This window comes from Rhodanobacter sp. B04, from assembly GCF_002001125.1.
Taxonomy (GTDB): domain Bacteria; phylum Pseudomonadota; class Gammaproteobacteria; order Xanthomonadales; family Rhodanobacteraceae; genus Rhodanobacter.
Window position 1 is genome coordinate 294,207 of the sequence record NZ_MUNV01000009.1, and the last position, 17,589, is coordinate 311,795.

Here is a 17,589-nt window from a genome sequence, read left to right on the forward strand (position 1 = left end):
GGCAACGGTTTCGTTCCCTAGGATTTTAGAACTTGTACTTGACCTGGAAGTTGACTTCGCGCCCCTCGATCGAGCGGGCGAGAATCACCCCGCCGCTGCTGGCAAAGCCGAACAGGCGGGCGTTGCCTTCGGTGATGCCGATCTGGTTGGTCATGTTGGTACCGCGCAGGCTCAGCATCCAGTTCTCGCCGATATTGGCGTTGGCACCGAAGCTCACGTCGTAATAGCTGCCCATCGGCTGCTGCATCAGCTGGTCGCTGTAGCGGTTGCCGATGTGCTCGTAGGTGGCCCAGAACTTCAGGCTGCCCCAGCTGGTCGGCACTTCGTAGGCCGGCGTCACGCGGTACTGGATCTCGGGCTGGCGATCGACCGTCATGCCGGAGATGCTGCTGCACTGGTAACTTCCGTCCTGCGCCTGATACGTCACGCAGCCCGCGTAGCGGTTGTAGTGGCCATGCATGTAGTTGCCGCTGAGCGCAACGGAGAAGCGCTCGAACGGCTTGAGCATCACCTGTGCGTTGACGCCGTTGGTCATCGAGCCGTAGACCAGGCTGACCAGCCCCGTGCTCAACTGGATGGAGTACGGCACGCCGATGAACTGGCGGTGGTACACGCCGATGTCCGCGTAGATCCACGGCGCCTGGTACTTGAAGCCCATCTCGTAGTTGTGGATGTGCTCGGTCGGCGGATTGCCGAGGTTCACGATGTCGTCGAAGCTGGGCAGGAACGCGCCGTTGTTGACGCGGCCGTACATGCTCATGTTGTCGGCCAGCAAATAGTTGGCGCCCAGCGTCCACGACGCCGCGCCGCGGTTCTGGCCGTAATGCGTCCAGCTGTCGATCAGGTACTCGGCATTGTTGTTGTAGACGGTGTTCGGGTTGGCGTCGAGATCGCCCGACGAAGTGTTCTGGAAGTTGCCGCCGATGTTGTCGTGCTGCCAGCGCACGCCGCCGTCGAAGCGCCACTTGCCCAGCGTCCACTCGTCGGCGAGGTAGAACGCCGTGGTGGTGGCGTGCCAGTTCTCGTTGAACGCCATCCACGACGCCGGGCCGGGAGCCCAGAACAGGCCCTGCTTGTCGGTGAGCTGGTAGACGTTGCCGCCGACGCTGTAGTCCACCGCGATCGGGGTCGGGTTGTTCTTCGCCTGCAACAGCATGTTGAGGCCGTCGTCTTCGGAGTGGTCCATGCCGTACACCGCGGTGTAGTTGCCGAAGGTCAGCGTGTTGCCGTCGAAGATTTCCTTGCTCAGCCGGAACTCGTTGCTGAGCGAATGGATGCGCTTGTGGATGTACTCGGGGTTCTGCACCGTGACGTTCTGATTCAAGTTCGCCGGCTGGCCGTTGTTGGTGTAGACCGCCGTGGCGGTGCCGCCGGACGGCAGGCCGAAGTCGGAGACGGAACCGGTGATGAACTCGCCCAGCGAGGTCGGGTTGGCACCAGTGCTGAAGAACGCCGTGGTATCCATGTTGCCGCCGACGAGGATGGCCTTGTCGGAGAGCGACCAGCCATTGTCGAAATCCAGGTCGAGGTTGGCGCCGACCACGTGCATGTCACCGCCCTGGCCGTTGGCCATGTCGATGTTTTGCCCGCCAGGCGTACAGCCGCTCGTGAAGCAGGGTGTGGTCTGCAGGAACTGGTAGCGGTCGGCGTTGCTGCCGAAGGTGCCGGTGAGCGGACTGAAGTCCGGATAGGGCGAGAACTTGCCCGCGGACGGGTTGTAGATCGGCGTGTCGGTGACCCACTGGTTCTTGTCCTTCAGGTCGCGCGCGTAGAACATCAGCGAACCGTGTTCCAGGTCGTGGCTGAGCGTGGCGGTGAGCTGGCCGCCTTTGTCCGAGGCGAACTGCGGATCGCGCACGCCGTCGGACTTGCGCCAGAAGCCGCCCACGCTGCCATACCAGCCGCTGTCCTTGCCGCCGATCGGGAAGCCGTAGAAGCCGTCCAGCCGCTCCATGCCTTCCGAGCCGTAGGTCACGCCGATGTCGCCGCCAGGCGTCGAGGAACCTTCCTTCAGGATGAAATTGGCGATCAGGCCGGGCTGGCCGTTGCCGTACAGCACCGAGGTGCCGCCCTGCACGGCCTCGACGCGATCGATGGTGTCGTCGAGGCGGAACATCGCGTCGGTGAAGTAGTCCCACTTGGGGAACAGCGGCGAGCCGTTCATCTGCAACGTCACGAAAGGGGCGCCACTGTCGGATGGAAAGCCGGCGACCTCGATGTTCGCACCGGTTTCGCCGCCGGACGATTCCGGATACACGCCGGGCGACAGCTTCAGCAGGTCGGCCGTGCTGACCGGGGTGAGCTCCCTGATCTGTTCGCTGGTCGCGGTGGTAACCGAGTAGCTGGCATCGATCTTCTTGATGCCACCGAAGGCCGAGTTGCCGGTGACCACGACGGTGTTGAGCGTCTGCGCCGATGCCGGTTCAGCGGGTTTCTGCCTGCTTTGCTCTGTCGATGGCGCGGCCTGTGGCGGTGCGACTCGGGACGCCGTGTCCTGCGCCTGTACGGCACCGGTCGCCAGCATGACGCCGATGGCAACGCTTAGAGCCCGTCGATTGATCTGCGTGCAATTTCTCATGATGAATTCTCCTCCCCGAGACATATGGGTCATTGTTATTTGCGTGGACTGGATGCCGTGGCGCCTGCGCATGCTCTGGCCCATCCGCTGCCTGAAGCTGTTTCGTTCCTTCTCCGCTGCCCTTGCCACAAACGGGGCGCCGGTGAGGACACATCGTAGCCCAGAAAACTCCATTTGTACTACCATAGTATAAAAGACGGATGTCCACGATGAAGATGCGCCTGATCGCGCGCTGCACGGAGCAGGCGGCCGGGAGGTGGTTCGGCAGGCAGGCGGGAACGTGTGCCGCAGCGATGTCATCGCTTGCCTGGCAAGCACCGCTGCGCGGTCGATGGCTGGCTCAAGGCAACGTGCGGCCGCGGCCAGCAGCAAGCTGCTCGCGGCCATCACTGCGCCGCGCTGCGATTGATCTTCAACCCGAGTCAGCCGGGTATGTTCCTCGGCGCTGCACGGACTTCACGCGGTGCATTTGTATGATAAATTTCGGGAGCTACTGCACCGCAGCATGCCGCGATACCCGATCCAAGCGGCTTCCCGCATCGTCTTGCGATGACTGCGCAACAATGCGGAAAGCCCTTACTGCGGAGAGAAGTTGAACATGAAGGCTACGGACTCACGCAATCTGCACGGCCATGTGATCCGCGAATTGGGCAAGCGGATCGTTGTCGGCGACTTGCGTCCGGGTGATGTCTTACCGCGCGAAGAGGCACTGGCCGAAAGCATGGACGTGAGTCGCACGGCCCTGCGCGAGGCCCTGAAGGTGTTGTCCGCCAAGGGCCTGATCGAGTCTCGCCCGCGAGTGGGCACCCGCGTGCGTGCGACGCACTTCTGGAACCAGCTTGATGCGGACGTCCTTTCCTGGCGCTGCGCCTCGATGCCAGCCGACGACTTCATCGAAAAACTGGTGGAGATGCGCGAAATCATCGAACCGGCCGCGGCGGCGGCGGCGGCGCGCCGACGCACCGCAGCCCAGCTGGCCAACGTGGAGCTTGCCTACCGGAAAATGGAAGCCTCCCTGGACCCTGAAGAATGGGCCGTGGCGGATCTCGGTTTTCACGATGCCGTGCTGCAGGCGACCGGCAATGAATTGATGATCTCGCTTTTCTCGGTAGTCGAAAGCGCTCTCGGGATGTTCTTCGTGTTGTCGGCGAAGACGGCCGGAAACTTCAACTATTCACTGCCGCACCATCTGAAAGTGCTTGAAGCGATCCGCCGCAAACAGCCGGAGATCGCGCGCAAGGCGATGCAAAGCATGATCGAGGATTCCCTGGCCAATCTTCACAAAAAGCGCAAGGGAAGCTCCAAAAAAGCTTCCTGACTCGTGTGTTACTTGCTTAAGCACCAGGCCCAACTTCGTCATTCCTGCGGCTCTGAACAGCCGAATGGCTGGTCAAGCGAGGATCCAGCGCCTTTGGTGGTTCGCAAGCGCCGAAATCACTGGATGACCAGCTTCGCTATTGAAGAGTTCCTCTTGCTTGACCAGCCATTCGGCTGTTCAGAACGGCGAGGATGACGGCAATTAACCTCCAGCTGCATTGGTTGCTGAGCCAGGCACTATCCATACCCAGCAAGCGCAACAGGGCTACGACCCACGCAACACCTGATCGAGCTTGTCCAGAAATTCTTCGGCGTTGGCTTGACTAAATACGATCGGCGGCTTGATCTTCAGCACGTTGTCGTCCGGGCCTTCGGTGGAAAGCAGCACGTGACGTGCCTTCATCGCTTCCACCACGGCTTTGGCCCTCTTCTGATCGGGCGTTCTCGCCTCGGGATCGCGCACCAATTCGGCACCGACAAACAGGCCACGCCCGCGCACATCGCCGATGCAATCGTGTCGCTGCTGCAATTCGCGCAATCCCTCCATCAGGAAAGCACCGACGCGACGGGCGTTCTCCTGCAACTGCTCGTCTGCAATCACATCCAGCACCGCCAGCGCGATCGCGCAGGACACCGGATTGCCGCCAAACGTATTGAAGTACTCCATGCCGCTGACAAAGCTGGCGGCGATCTCCGGCGTGGTCACTACGGCGCCCATAGGATGGCCGTTGCCGATCGGCTTGCCGATGGTAACGATATCCGGCACGACGCCCTGGGATTCGAACGCCCAGAAATGTTCGCCCACCCGGCCAAAACCAACCTGTACTTCATCGGCCAGGCACACGCCCCCGGCCGCACGCACCGCCGTGTAGGCTTCGCGCAAGTAGCCTTCGGGAAGCACGATCTGACCGCCGCAACCCAGCAGCGATTCGCAATAGAACGCGGCTGGCGCGATGCCACGCTGATGCAGGCTTTCGATCGCCGCCGGCAACGCCTGGCCGTACTGCCGACCCGCCGCGGAAGTTTCGCGGAAAGGCCCACGATAAATGTCGGGCATCGCCACCACACCGACATGCGAACTCTGCCCTGCTCCACCTTTGCCGTTGAACTTGTACGGGCTCAACTCGACCATCGACGGCGAATGACCGTGGTAGGCGTGATCCACCACGACCACACCTGACACCTTGGTGTGCGCCCGCGCGAGGCGCAGGGCGAGGTCGTTCGCTTCGGTGCCGGAGTTGGTGAGAAACACGACCGACAACGGTTCGGGCAAGGTAGCCGTCAGGCGCAGCGCATACTCGATGATGTTGTCGTGCAGATAACGGGTATTGGTATTGAGCTGCGCCATCTGCGCCTGCCCTGCCGCGACCACGCGCGGATGGCAGTGCCCGACATGGCAGACGTTGTTGACCATGTCCAGATAGGCCTGGCCGTGCTGGTCGTACAACCAGACACCTTCACCGCGAACGATCTTGAGCGGCTCGTTGTACGACACGCTGAGGGTCGGATTCAGCAGCTGTTTGCGCAGGCGCAGGATGTCGGCATTGCTACGTTGCGGTACGTTGCTGGAGGTAGCGCCGACGGGCAGGCCGGAGGCGGTGGGATCAGTCATGGCTTGGTTCCAGAAAGGGGCCGACGATGGCATCGTGGTCGACTTCGGCGAGTTCGCGCAACAGCGCGCGCACGCCTCGCTGCGATACAAGGATGAACGGGTTGTCGGGCTCTTCCCGATGCGCGCGCGTCGCCATCAGCACGCTATGGCAAAGGCGCGCAAGAATGAAGACATGCAGCTGTTCAAGCTCGACGCGCCGCAATGGACACCGCGCCAGATAGCCGCGAACGATGGTGCGTGCGCATGCCACCGGATCAGCCTCATGCTGCATCGCATAGGTGCAGGCGATCGCCAGGTCGGCCAGACGGAAACTGGTGCACATGTCGCCGAAATCTATCACCGCGCGAACGCGCTGGCCGTCGCCGTCATCCGCCACGATCACATTCAGATCGTTGGCATCGTTGTGCAGCACCGTGATCGGCAGCTGCGCCTGCCATTGCGGCAGACGGCTGCAGAACGCCTTCACTTGAGCCTCCACGATGGCGCGCAGGCCGACGTCACTGATATGCGCGATTTCGTCGCACAAGGTTGGCAACCGCAGCAGATTCCAGTCGTGCTGGCGACCGGCAGCCGGATGATGAAAGTCCTGCAGCCCACGCGTCAGCCGGCCGACCGCGCTACCAAGACTCTCGTGCAACGCCGCGCGCCGAGTCAAAGGCAGTACCCCGATGGCATCCGCATATGTCGTGCCGGGCACGAAGCTCAACACGCGCACCTGGCACGACTGCCCCGCAATCGGCAAGGTCAACAGGTGTTCGCCGCCCACGGCGAGCTGCACCCGCGGCCATTGCAATGCCGGCTCGCGTTCGGCCAGCGTCATCATGGCCTTATTCTCGAGATCCAGGTCCATCCGCGACCATGACGGGTGCGCCACCTTCAGCACATACTCGCCATGCTCGGTGCGGATGCGGAAGTTCTGATCGGCATAGGATGGCAGTGCGCAAATATCGCCACGGATGCGCCAGTGCCGGTCAGCCAGCACCAGCGCCGCGTCAGGAGTCAGGATGTCCATAGGATCGCGCACAAATATTGCGGGAGCCTTAATTGTAGTATAAGTTGACATTTAAAACCCATCACAGGCGCATCCCATGTTTCGGCCCTTGCTGGCGGCGGTACTGGCCGCTGCCATGATGATCACCGCTGCCAACGCGCACCCGGCCGATGCCGGCGGCCCGCATCCGGCACCGCTGCAAGGCGCGGCCTTGCTGCACCAGCGCGAGCCGATGAGCTTTGGCGTGTTCTATTACCCGACGCAATGGCCGCGCAGCGAATGGCAACACGACTTCGGCGGCATGGCCAAGCTCGGTTTCGACTTCACGCACATGGCCGAATTCGACTGGACCTACCTGGAGCCGGAAGAAGGCCACTTCGATTTCGAATGGCTTGATCATGCCATCGACCTGGCCAGCAAGGCTGGCTTGCGCGTCATCCTCGGCACGCCCTCGGGGGCGCCGCCAAGCTGGATGGACGAGCGCTATCCCGAGGTTTACCGGGTGGACGAGCACGGTCAGCGCCATGAGCACGGCATCCGCGCGGAAGTCTCCCTGGCCAATCCGAAATACCAAGCCTTCGTGGCGCGCCTGGTCGCCGCCATGGCCGAGCATTACGGCCATGATCCGCGTGTCTGGGGCTGGCAGATCGACAACGAGCCCGGCAGCTTCCTCGATTACAGCGACAGCGCGCGGGCGGCGTTCCAGGAGTGGCTGCAGAAAAAATACGGCAGCATCGAGGCGATGAATATCGCATGGGCCGGTTCGTTCTGGAGCACCCGCTACGGCAGCTTCAAGCAGGTGCACATCCCGAATGCCACGCTCGCAGCGGAAGACAAGCTGAGCCCGCATGCGCTGCTCGATTTCGCCCGCTACCAAGCCGATACCACCGCGCACTTTCTCGATGCTCAGGCGCTGATCATCAAGAAGTACGCCCGCCCCGGGCAATGGGTGACCACCAACTACACCAACGTCTCCACCGCCACCGATCCGCGGCGGGCACATGACCTGGATTTCCCGACCTTCACGCTCTACCCGGTCGCTGGCGCGAACGTGCTGGGTGGCGACAGCTATGAAGTCGGCAAGCCCGCCAACCTGATTGAAGCAGCGGCGTATTTCCGCTCCATCAACGGCACGTTTGGGGTGATGGAATTGCAGCCGGGCCAGGTGAACTGGGGCGAGATCAATCCGCAACCCATGCCCGGCGCCGTCAGCATGTGGATGTGGCATGCCTTTGCTTCCGGCGCCTCTTTGCTGAGTACTTATCGTTACCGCCATCCGTTGCGCGGCAGCGAGATGTATCACGAGGGCATCGTCGGCACCGACGGCGTGACGCTCTCGCGCACCGGGCGCGAATTCGTCGACACCCTGCATCAGATCAAGGCGCTCGAATCGCAACTCGATGCCAAGGCACCGCTGCCGCAGAAACTGGCGGCGCGCTACACCGCGTATTTGTGGAGCCAGGATGTTTTCTGGGATCTGGAAATCCAGCCGCAGACCACGCTGTGGAACAGCTGGGCCTACCGCAACGGCTACACGCTTGCCGTAAAGAGTACCGGCGCGCCGATGGACTTCATTGCGGAAGACGATGACTTCAGCCGCTATCCGTTCCTGATCGCGCCGGCCTACCAGATGGTCAGCAAGCAGCTGGCGGACAAATGGCGGCGCTATGTGGAACACGGTGGCCACCTGATCCTGACCAGCCGCACCGGGCAGAAAAACGAGCTCGGCCAGTTCCCCGAGGGACCGTGGTATGCACCGATCCTCGATCTGATCGGCGACGATGTCGATGGCTTCGACATGCTGCCGCCGAGCGCCAATGGCGAAGTCAAGGCCGATGGCAAGACGCATGCCTGGCACCGCTGGGCCGACATTCTCACGCCGCACCCAGGCACCCAGGTACTCGCCACGTATGCCGATCACTACTACGCCGGCAAGGCGGCGGCGACCACCCGCAAGCTGGGCAACGGCACCGTCACCATGATCGGCGTATCGACCGATGACGGCGAACTGGAACGCGAGATCGTGCGCGGCGTCTATCAGCGCGCAGGCGTGCCGATCGAGGATCTGCCGAAGGGCGTGTTCATCGACTGGCGTGGTGGGTTTGATTTCATGGTGAACTACAACCCACAGACGTTTGCCCCCGTGCTTCCGGCAGGCGCGAGGATCGTGCACGGCCAGGTGCAGCTGGCCCCGGCACAGACGCTGATCTGGAAGGACACGACGCCGTGATGCGCCTAACATCCGTATCGTTGTGCCATGGGGAAAACCTGAATCCATGAGCGGCTTGATCGGACTCGACTGGGGCACCTCCAGCCTGCGCGCCTACTGGTTCGATGCAGCTGGCGAAATCCGCGGGACGCGGGCGCGCCCCTGGGGCATTCGCCATCTGCCGGAGGGCGGCTTCGATGCCGCACTGGCCGACATCACTGAAGGCTGGCCCCGATTGCCCCGGCTGGCCTGCGGCATGGTCGGCAGCCGCCATGGCTGGCTGGAGGTGCCGTACATGGACCTGCCGGCCGAAACCGCGCAGCTCGGCGGCGCCGTTCGCAGCCTGCGCGCGAAGGATGGTTTGGACGTCCATATCGTTCCCGGCCTGCGCAACCCGCAGGGTCCCGACGTGATGCGCGGCGAAGAAACCCAGTTGCTGGGTGCCCTCGCCTTGCGCCCGGCACTGATTCCCGATTCCACCTGGATCCTGCCGGGCACGCACAGCAAGTGGGCTCGCGTGCGCGATGGCGCCGTAACCGACTTCTGCACCTTGATGACGGGCGAGCTGTTTGCGCTGCTGCGGCAGCATTCGATCCTTTGTGCGGGCTCGGGCGATGCCGCGGTGGATCCTGACGCGTTTGCGCGTGGCGTCATCGCGGCACGCGACAGCGGTAGCGCCGGCGCATTCACCCTGCTGTTCTCGGCTCGTGCGTTGATGCTCGACAATGCGCTGGCGCCGGACGCCGTGCCCGAATATCTTTCCGGCCTGTTGATCGGTGAAGAAATGCGTTCCAGCGTGGCCTCGAATCGCTTTCGCCACGATGCACCGCTCCAGCTGATTGGCGATGCCGCGCTGAGCGCGCGTTACCGGCTGGCTGCATCCCACTTCGACCTCGAACTTGCCGAACCCGTGGTGGACGCCGCCGCGCACGGGCTGTGGCAGATCGCCTGCAATATCGGTCTCGTCAGCGCCGGCTCGTCCACGGCATCCGAGGAAACTTCTGCATGCTGAGCTCCTGGCTCAATCCCCTGCCCCTCGTCGCGATCCTGCGCGGCATTCGCTCCCATGAAGCCGTGAGCATTGGTCGGGTGCTTGCCGACGCCGGCTTTCGTGTGCTCGAAGTGCCGCTCAACTCACCGCAGCCGATGGAAAGCATTCGTCGGCTCAGCCAGTCTCTGGGCGACAGCTTCCTTGTCGGCGCCGGCACCGTGATGACATCGGCCCAGGTGCAAGAGGTCGCCGCCGCCGGTGGCCGACTGATCGTGATGCCGCACGCCGACGCCGTCGTGATCCGCGCCGCCAAGGATGCCGGCATGGTTTGCGTTCCCGGTGTCGCCACGCCCACCGAAGCCTTTGCGGCGCTGGCGGCCGGGGCCGACGGACTGAAGCTGTTTCCTGCCGACCAGGTATCACCCGAAGCACTCAAAGCCTGGCGTGCCGTCCTGCCCAAGGAACTGCCGGTGCTGCCGGTCGGTGGCATCACGCCCGGCAACATGGCGTCATGGCTCGCCGCCGGCGCGCATGGGTTCGGCATTGGTTCCGCGCTGTATGCGCCCGGCCTCGACGCTGCCGAAGTCGCCAGTCGTGCCCACGCCTTTGCTCAAGCGTGGGCAGCCGTCTCTCCAAAGTCTCAGGAACACCGTGCATGAAGATCACCAAGCTCACCACTTTCCTGGTGCCACCGCGCTGGCTGTTCCTTCGCATAGATACCGATGTCGGCATCTGCGGCTGGGGCGAACCGGTGGTGGAAGGTCGCGCACATACCGTGGCCACCGCCGTCGATGAACTGTCCGATTACCTGATCGGCAAGGACCCCCGCCACATCGAGGATCTGTGGAACGTGATGTACCGCGGCAGCTTCTACCGCGGCGGCCCGATCCTGATGAGCGCGATCGCCGGTGTCGATCAGGCACTATGGGACATCAAGGGAAAGCATCTCGGCGTGCCGGTGCATGAACTGCTCGGCGGTCCGGTGCGCGAACGCATTCGCGTGTACTCGTGGATCGGCGGCGACCGTCCGGCGGATACGGCCTTGGCGGCGAAGGCCGCGGTCGAACGCGGCTTCACCGCGGTCAAGATGAATGGCACCGAGGAGATGCACTTCGTCGACAGTCACGCCAAGGTCGAACGCGTACTGGAGAACGTGCAGGCCGTACGCGAAGCGGTCGGCCCGCACATCGGCCTGGCCATCGACTTCCACGGCCGCGTGCACAAGCCGATGGCCAAGGTACTGATGCGCGAGCTGGCGCCGTACAAGTTGATGTTCATCGAGGAGCCGGTGCTGTCCGAGCATCTGGATGCGATTCCGGAGTTGGCCAGCATTGCCCCGGCACCGATCGCGCTGGGCGAGCGCCTGTATACGCGCTATGACTTCAAGCGCGTGCTGCAGATGGGCGGCGTCGACATCATCCAGCCCGATCCGTCGCACGCCGGCGGCATCACCGAAACCCGCAAGATCGCGGCGATGGCGGAAGCCTACGACGTGGCGCTGGCGCTGCACTGCCCGCTCGGCCCGATCGCGCTGGCGGCGAATCTGCAGCTCGATGCGATATGCCACAACGCCTTCATCCAGGAACAGAGCCTGGGCATCCATTACAACGCCGCCAACGACCTGCTCGACTATGTGGTCGACCGCAATGTATTCGCCTACGCGGATGGCTACGTCACGATTCCCGGTGGCCCCGGCCTCGGCATCGAGGTCAACGAAGCCTACGTCGCGGAGCGCGCCGAGGTTGGCCACCGCTGGCGCAATCCGCTGTGGCGTCACGACGACGGCAGCGTCGCCGAATGGTAAGCATGCCTTCCCTCGATTGCGGAGCCTGCTGATGCCTTCGTTCGCCAGCTATCCCAGCCTGATCGATCGCAGCGTGCTGATCACCGGCGGCGCCAGCGGCATCGGCGCGGCCTTCGTCGAAGGCTTCGCGCGCCAGGGTGCGCGGGTCGCGTTTCTCGATGTGGACGATGCCGGCGCCGCATCGCTCTGTGCCTCGCTCGCCGAGGTGCCACATGCACCCCACTATCTGCACTGCGATCTCACCGACCTGGCCGCGTTGCAGGTCGCGATCGTCGCAGCACGCGCGCTGATCGGACCGATCGCCGTACTGGTCAACAACGCGGCCAACGACGCACGCCATGCACTGGCCGACATCCAGCCCGTGGATTTCGAGCGCAACGTGGCGGTGAACCTGCGCCACCAGATCTTCGCCACCCAGGCGGTAATTCCCGACATGCACCAGCTCGGCGGCGGCTCGATCATCTGCCTGGGCTCCACCGGCTGGATGAAAAAGAATGCGGGCTATCCGCTTTACGCGATGGCCAAGGCCGCCGTACACGGCTTTGTCAACGGCATGGCACGCGAGCTCGGCCCGCAGCACATCCGCATCAACAGCCTGGTGCCGGGCTGGGTGATCACCGACAAGCAGGCGCGCCTGTGGCTGGACGACGCCGGCCGCGAGGAGATTGCACGCGCGCAATGCATGCCCGGCTTCCTGATGGCCGAGGATCTTGCACGCGCCGCCCTGTTCCTCGCCGCCGATGACAGCCGCATGTGCACCGGACAGGATTTCATCGTGGACGGCGGCTGGGTATGACCACCCCGACCGTACTGGCGCCGATGGACCTCGCGCTGGACGCCGGCAATACCCTGGGCGAAGGCATCCTCTGGTGCGAACGCGCCCAGGCGCTGTACTGGACCGACATCCAGCACGCCACGCTGTACTGCCTGCACCCTGCCAGCGACTCACTCGAACACTGGCCAATGCCCGAGCGACTCGCCTCATTCGCGCTATGCGAAACCGATGGCTGGCTGCTGCTGGCGCTGGCCTCGCGACTGGCGTTTTTCCGCCTCGCCGATGGCCGGTTGCAGACGCTGCACGAGATCGAGCCCGATCTGCCGACGCGCTGCAACGACGGTGCCTGCGATCGCCAAGGCCGCTTCGTATTCGGCACGATGCACGAGCCTGCGGAAGGCAGCAAGCAGGCGCTCGGCAGTTTCTGGCGGCTCAATGCCGACCTCAGTCTGGAACAGCTCGCACTGCCGAAGGTGGCCATCAGCAACAGCATCGCCTTCAGTCCCGGCGGCACCACGATGTACTACTGCGACTCGCTGGCACGCTGCATCCAGTGCTGCGAATACGGCGACACGCTGGGCACACCGCAATTGTTCGCGGACCTGGGCGAGCTTGCCGGCGAACCGGATGGTTCGTGTGTCGACGCCGACGGTTCGCTGTGGAACGCACAATGGGGCATGGCACGCGTAGTCTGCTATGCCACTGACGGCTCGGTGCGTCTGTTGCTGCCGGTGCCGGCGCGCCAGCCAACCCGACCCGCCTTCGGCGGCCGCGCTCTCGACACGCTGTATGTCACCAGCGCACGTGATGGATTGTCCGCGGCGCAGCTGGATGCCGATATCCACGCCGGCGCGCTGTTCCGTTCGCGGGTCAGCGTGCGCGGCTTGCCCGAGCCACGTTTCACGGGCATGCCGGCATGAGGATCACCCAATGAAAACCGCTGCTCATCCAACCGCCCATCGCCGTCCGCGGCCTGCAGGATTTCCTTCATGAATACTGTCGCGACATCCCCGCTGCATCCGTCCCGCACCACGGCCCTGTTCACCTGCATGCTGGCCGCGCTGGCCGGGTTGATGTTCGGCCTGGACATCGGCGTGATTTCCGGTGCCACCCAGTTCATCCAGAAAGAGTTCCAGATCTCCGATCACGTGATCGAGTGGATCGTCAGCTCGATGATGCTCGGCGCGGCGATCGGTGCGCTGGGCGCGGGCTGGATGTCCGCGACGCTGGGGCGCAAGCGTTCGCTGATCCTGGGCGCCGTGCTGTTCGTGGCCGGCTCGCTGCTCAGCGGTGCGGCATGGTCGCCGGAGACACTGGTCGCGGCGCGGGTGATCCTGGGCCTGGCGATCGGCGTGGCCACCTTCACCGCGCCGTTGTACCTGGCCGAGGTGGCCGAGGAACATATCCGCGGTGCGATGATCTCGCTGTACCAGCTGATGATCACCATCGGCATCCTGGTGGCATTCCTGTCCGATACCGCCTTCAGCTACAGCGGCAACTGGCGCTGGATGCTGGGCATCATCGCGATTCCGGGCATCCTGTTCCTGCTCGGCCTGTTCCTGCTGCCGGACAGCCCGCGCTGGCTGATGATGCGCGGGCGCAGGCAGGAGGCCACCGACGTGCTGCAGAAATTGCGCGGCGATGCCGACCATGCAGCACGTGAAGTGGCCGACATCGAGGAGCAATTGAAAACGCCACAGCGCGGCTGGCACCTGTTCCTGGAGAACCGCAACTTCCGCCGTTCGGTGGGACTGGGCGTGCTGCTGCAGGTGATGCAGCAGTTCACCGGCATGAACGTGGTGATGTACTACGCACCGCGCATCTTCCAGGACATGGGCTACGCCACCTCGGCACAGATGTGGTTCACCGCGGTGGTCGGCCTGACCAACGTGCTGGCCACCTTCATCGCGATCGGCCTGGTCGACCGCTGGGGCCGCAAGCCGATCCTGTACACCGGCTTCAGCGTGATGGCGGTGGGTCTTGGCCTGGTCGGCACGATGATGCATCTGGGCATCGCCACGCATGGCGAGCAGATTTTCACGGTGGCGATGCTGTTGACCTTCATCGTCGGCTTTGCGATGTCCGCCGGCCCGCTGATCTGGGCGCTGTGTTCGGAAGTGCAGCCGCTGAAGGGTCGCGATTTCGGCATCGGTTGCTCGACCTTCACCAACTGGGTCGCCAACATGATTGTCGGCGCCACCTTCCTGACCCTGCTCAACGGCATCGGCAACGCGGCCACGTTCTGGTTGTATGCGGCGCTGAATCTCGTGTTCCTGGCGATCGCCTTCGTACTGATCCCGGAGACGAAGAACGTCTCCCTTGAGCAGATCGAACGCAACCTGATGGCCGGCCTGCCGCTGCGCGAAATCGGCAGTGCGCCCTCGGCGGTATCGTCCGGCTTCAGCAGGCATGCAGCGGAAGACGTCGCCTCCTGATTCAAGTGAACTGCTGCGATGGTTTGGATGTACGGCAGGCGATGCAACCTGCCACCATCGTGGCATCGAGCCTGTACGTATTTAGGGATGGCCCGAATAGCTCATCATCCCAGCGAAAGCTAGGACCGAGTTCCCTTGCAAGACACGGAAGGCACTGAAGTCGCTGGATTCCAGCTTTCGCTGGAATGACGGGTAAAAAGTTATCCGGGCCATCCTTTGTTTTCTTCGAACACTACGCTTTGTCATTTGCAACGCTCACCTGGGGAAAGCACACGATGCCTACAACGCCAGCAGCAACGAATGAACCCGGCCTGCGTCGCGTGCTCGGCACCCGGGACCTGGTGCTGTTCAACATCGCGGCGATCGTCGCGTTGCGCTGGCTGTCGATGGCCGCCCAGGTCGGCCCTTCGAGCCTGGTGCTGTGGCTGATGGGACTCGTGGGCTTCTTCATTCCCCTGGCCCTGGCGGTACTCGAACTGAGTTCGCGCGTGCCCGGGCAGGGCGGCCTGTACCTGTGGTCGAAGACCGCGTTCGGCGATGTGCATGGCTTCATCGCCGGCTGGACGTACTGGGTCTCCAACCTGGTCTATTTCCCGTTCGCGCTGCTGTTCAGCGCCGGCATCTTTCTGCATGTCGGCGGTGGCCACTGGTTGGCCCATGCCGGCGATGGCGGCTACAACCTCGTCTACTGCCTGACGGTACTGTGGGCCGCGACCGGTCTCGGCATCCTCGGCCTCGAACGCGCGAAGTGGCTGCAGAACATCGGCGGCATCGCGACCTGGTCGGCGGCGGCCCTCATCCTCGTTGCCGGCGCGCTGGCCGCTTACCGTTTCGGTGCGGCCACCGCGATCACCACGACCAACGTAATACCCGACTTCGGCAAGCTCGCGACCTTTTCCACCTTCGCGACGATGGCCCTCGCCTTCCAGGGCCTCGAACTCGGGCTGATCCTCGGTGGCGAAATCAAGGACCCGCGCCGGCAGGTTCCGCGCGCCACGCTGATCTCCTGCGTGGTCATTGCAGCCATCTATATCGCCGGCACGGCATCCCTGCTGATCGCACTGCCGGCGTCGACGATCGACATCATCGCCGGCATCCCGCAGGCGCTGTCCGCGATCGGCGAACGGATCGGCCTGCCGATGTTCGGATCGCTGACCGCAGCACTGGTCACGGTCGGCACGATCGGCTCCATCTCCGCATGGGTCACGGGTACGGCGCGCCTGCCCTTCGTGGTGGGTGTCGATCGCTACCTGCCCGCCGCGCTGGGACACCTGCATCCCAGGCATGGCACGCCCCATGTGGCCCTGATCACCCAGGGCGTCCTGACGTCGCTGGTGCTGGCAGCCGCGCTGTCCGGCTCCAGCATCCACGAGGCCTACATCATCCTGGTCGACATGACCGCCATCATGTCGCTGCTGCCGCTGCTGTACATCCTGCTGGCCTTTCCGCTGTTGCGCCGCCGCGCCGCCGGTCGCAACGAAGGCGTCAACCTGTCGCCCGGCGGCACCCTCGGCTGCTGGCTGGCCGGGCTGACCGGTTTCTCGGTGACCTTGCTGGCGATCGTCACCTCGATGATTCCGCCCGCCGACAGCAGCAACCCAAGCCTGTTTTTGCTCAAGGTGGTGGGAGGCTCGGCACTGCTGATCGGCATCGGGCTGCTGTTCTACCGGCATGGCCAACGGCAGGTCAGGAATCTCTCGCCCTGATCCTGCGCCTACACTTCAAGAACAGTGCGTATTGCCACTGGGCTGAGCATGCATTGCCATCGCAGCTGACCAAGCCGGCAGCAGAACCGATCTGCGTCGCTATCTCTGACCGGCGGCAGGCAGTCATTTGCTTGCGGTAGTCGGTTGCTTGTCCGCTCGATCCTTGCCTCATACCGGACAATCCGCGTCGCTACGATGCCTTGAGCGGCTCGCATGAATACCTGCAGCAGCGGATCAAGCTGATCCGAATCGTCAGGCCATCCAGAAAAAGACGGCCGTCATCCGTTTGGTCGCCGTTTCCTGTCCCCAGTAAGCCGTGGCGCTGTGGATCAGGTTGGCCTTGTAGATCAGCAACCGGTTGAAGCGATGGGCCACGCGCACGTCCTCGACAAACGCATTCGGCGGCACGAAGCGATTGCCCAGCGCCTCGGCCAGGTTATGGTGCGGCGGCATCACGATGTTGCCGCCGAGCTGGCCACCGGGCATGCGCTGGCGGAAGAAACTGGTGCCGCACTGCTCCGGTACGTCGCGGTTGAGATACAGCACCGCGGCATAGCGACACAGATTCGTCGAGTCGGTGTGCGGCTTGGCGGCGCCTTCGAGCGAGCCGACCACTTGCACGCAGTTGTGGCTGAGTTTGCTGCCGGCCTCCGTCTGCTCGATCCAGACCCTCTTCGCGCCGGTCAGCTGGCACAGCTTCGCATCCAGCGCCGCCAGCTCGTCGTCGAGCAATGCAGGAATCGCGCGCATGCCCGGCCATACCTCGCCGGTGTAGGGATGGCCCAATTCCCAGTCGGTCTTGGCCAGGCAACGCGCGCGCACCTCATCGGCGTTCGACAAGGCGTCGTCCACCACCCAGTAATCGCGGCCTTCGACGGGTTTGCGATAAGGCAATGGACGCATCTGGGTCGGAAGCAGGGACATGCTGATGAACGCCGGCGACAAATGAGCGGGTAACAGTAGCCGAAGCAAGCCGCCAAGATCGTGTCCCGACGAACGATCCAGCCGCATGACCGTTCACTTGCGGGAAAGGTCGAGGTCGCGACGCCTGGGGTGGTCGAGCTCGGCAAACCCATCCGCACAGTCCCGGGTACTGCCATTGAAATGATTCGGCCGGCGGACCATCGACGCCAAAGCACCCAGTCTGGAAATGCAAAAGCCCCGTCGAAAC

Annotated in this window: 13 protein-coding genes; 9 read left to right on the top strand and 4 right to left on the bottom strand. The window is 63.6% G+C overall.

Annotated features, from left to right (window positions below; genetic code table 11):
- Positions 1-25: 25 nt before the first annotated feature.
- Complete coding sequence (locus B0E46_RS08975) at positions 26-2,578, bottom strand: TonB-dependent receptor (protein ID WP_168171169.1); 2,553 nt, start codon at positions 2,576-2,578, stop codon at positions 26-28.
- 598 nt (positions 2,579-3,176) lie between these two features.
- Here B0E46_RS08975 and B0E46_RS08980 point away from each other — a divergent pair.
- Positions 3,177-3,896 carry a FadR/GntR family transcriptional regulator gene (locus B0E46_RS08980; protein WP_077555434.1) on the top strand — a complete coding sequence of 240 codons (720 nt, stop codon included), beginning with the start codon at positions 3,177-3,179 and terminating at the stop codon, positions 3,894-3,896.
- A gap of 264 nt (positions 3,897-4,160) precedes the next feature.
- On the opposite strand, the gene B0E46_RS08985 is transcribed toward B0E46_RS08980, so the two are convergent.
- Both B0E46_RS08985 and B0E46_RS08990 read right to left on the bottom strand, forming a co-directional pair.
- Positions 4,161-5,507, bottom strand: coding sequence for an aminotransferase class III-fold pyridoxal phosphate-dependent enzyme (locus tag B0E46_RS08985; RefSeq protein ID WP_077555435.1), 1,347 nt, complete (start codon positions 5,505-5,507; stop codon positions 4,161-4,163).
- Positions 5,500-6,531, bottom strand: coding sequence for a phosphotransferase (locus B0E46_RS08990; RefSeq protein ID WP_168171170.1), 1,032 nt, complete (start codon positions 6,529-6,531; stop codon positions 5,500-5,502). The genes B0E46_RS08985 and B0E46_RS08990 overlap by 8 nt, the downstream gene beginning before the upstream one ends.
- A 64-nt stretch (positions 6,532-6,595) precedes the next feature.
- Here B0E46_RS08990 and B0E46_RS08995 point away from each other — a divergent pair, with 64 nt between their 5' ends.
- The 8 genes from B0E46_RS08995 to B0E46_RS09030 all read left to right on the top strand — a co-directional run bounded on the left by B0E46_RS08995 (position 6,596) and on the right by B0E46_RS09030 (position 16,418).
- Complete coding sequence (locus B0E46_RS08995) at positions 6,596-8,728, top strand: beta-galactosidase (RefSeq protein WP_077555437.1); 2,133 nt, start codon at positions 6,596-6,598, stop codon at positions 8,726-8,728.
- 46 nt (positions 8,729-8,774) lie between these two features.
- Positions 8,775-9,719: a 2-dehydro-3-deoxygalactonokinase gene (locus B0E46_RS09000; RefSeq protein ID WP_077555438.1), complete on the top strand. Its 945-nt coding sequence runs from the start codon at positions 8,775-8,777 to the stop codon at positions 9,717-9,719.
- Positions 9,713-10,357 carry a 2-dehydro-3-deoxy-6-phosphogalactonate aldolase gene (locus B0E46_RS09005; protein WP_077555439.1) on the top strand — a complete coding sequence of 215 codons (645 nt, stop codon included), beginning with the start codon at positions 9,713-9,715 and terminating at the stop codon, positions 10,355-10,357. The genes B0E46_RS09000 and B0E46_RS09005 overlap by 7 nt, the downstream gene beginning before the upstream one ends.
- On the top strand, positions 10,354-11,502 hold the full coding sequence (dgoD, locus tag B0E46_RS09010) for a galactonate dehydratase (protein WP_077555440.1): 1,149 nt from the start codon (positions 10,354-10,356) through the stop codon (positions 11,500-11,502). The genes B0E46_RS09005 and dgoD overlap by 4 nt, the downstream gene beginning before the upstream one ends.
- 31 nt (positions 11,503-11,533) lie before the next feature.
- Positions 11,534-12,298, top strand: coding sequence for an SDR family oxidoreductase (locus B0E46_RS09015; protein WP_077555441.1), 765 nt, complete (start codon positions 11,534-11,536; stop codon positions 12,296-12,298).
- Entirely contained in the window at positions 12,295-13,197 is a 903-nt protein-coding gene (locus tag B0E46_RS09020) for an SMP-30/gluconolactonase/LRE family protein (RefSeq protein WP_254425098.1), read from the top strand. The genes B0E46_RS09015 and B0E46_RS09020 overlap by 4 nt, the downstream gene beginning before the upstream one ends.
- Positions 13,198-13,266: 69 nt before the next feature.
- The gene (locus B0E46_RS09025) at positions 13,267-14,712 is read left to right on the top strand and encodes a sugar porter family MFS transporter (protein ID WP_077555442.1); all 1,446 of its coding nucleotides are present in this window, start codon (positions 13,267-13,269) and stop codon (positions 14,710-14,712) included.
- A 275-nt stretch (positions 14,713-14,987) separates the two neighbouring features.
- The gene (locus B0E46_RS09030; RefSeq protein ID WP_168171171.1) at positions 14,988-16,418 is read left to right on the top strand and encodes an APC family permease; all 1,431 of its coding nucleotides are present in this window, start codon (positions 14,988-14,990) and stop codon (positions 16,416-16,418) included.
- Between the two features lie 252 nt (positions 16,419-16,670).
- On the opposite strand, the gene B0E46_RS09035 is transcribed toward B0E46_RS09030, so the two are convergent.
- Positions 16,671-17,342 carry a DUF6445 family protein gene (locus B0E46_RS09035; RefSeq protein ID WP_077555514.1) on the bottom strand — a complete coding sequence of 224 codons (672 nt, stop codon included), beginning with the start codon at positions 17,340-17,342 and terminating at the stop codon, positions 16,671-16,673.
- Positions 17,343-17,589: the final 247 nt, after the last annotated feature.

Excerpts from the sequence above, each read along its gene's own strand:
- B0E46_RS09025 (WP_077555442.1), top strand. The coding sequence starts at position 13,267 with ATGAATACTGTCGCGACATCCCCGCTGCATCCGTCCCGCACCACGGCC.
- B0E46_RS08975 (WP_168171169.1), bottom strand. The coding sequence starts at position 2,578 with ATGAGAAATTGCACGCAGATCAATCGACGGGCTCTAAGCGTTGCCATC.
- B0E46_RS08985 (WP_077555435.1), bottom strand. The coding sequence starts at position 5,507 with ATGACTGATCCCACCGCCTCCGGCCTGCCCGTCGGCGCTACCTCCAGC.
- B0E46_RS08995 (WP_077555437.1), top strand. The coding sequence starts at position 6,596 with ATGTTTCGGCCCTTGCTGGCGGCGGTACTGGCCGCTGCCATGATGATC.
- B0E46_RS09005 (WP_077555439.1), top strand. The coding sequence starts at position 9,713 with ATGCTGAGCTCCTGGCTCAATCCCCTGCCCCTCGTCGCGATCCTGCGC.
- B0E46_RS08980 (WP_077555434.1), top strand. The coding sequence starts at position 3,177 with ATGAAGGCTACGGACTCACGCAATCTGCACGGCCATGTGATCCGCGAA.
- B0E46_RS09035 (WP_077555514.1), bottom strand. The coding sequence starts at position 17,342 with ATGTCCCTGCTTCCGACCCAGATGCGTCCATTGCCTTATCGCAAACCC.
- B0E46_RS09015 (WP_077555441.1), top strand. The coding sequence starts at position 11,534 with ATGCCTTCGTTCGCCAGCTATCCCAGCCTGATCGATCGCAGCGTGCTG.
- dgoD (WP_077555440.1), top strand. The coding sequence starts at position 10,354 with ATGAAGATCACCAAGCTCACCACTTTCCTGGTGCCACCGCGCTGGCTG.
- B0E46_RS09030 (WP_168171171.1), top strand. The coding sequence starts at position 14,988 with ATGCCTACAACGCCAGCAGCAACGAATGAACCCGGCCTGCGTCGCGTG.
- B0E46_RS09020 (WP_254425098.1), top strand. The coding sequence starts at position 12,295 with ATGACCACCCCGACCGTACTGGCGCCGATGGACCTCGCGCTGGACGCC.
- B0E46_RS09000 (WP_077555438.1), top strand. The coding sequence starts at position 8,775 with ATGAGCGGCTTGATCGGACTCGACTGGGGCACCTCCAGCCTGCGCGCC.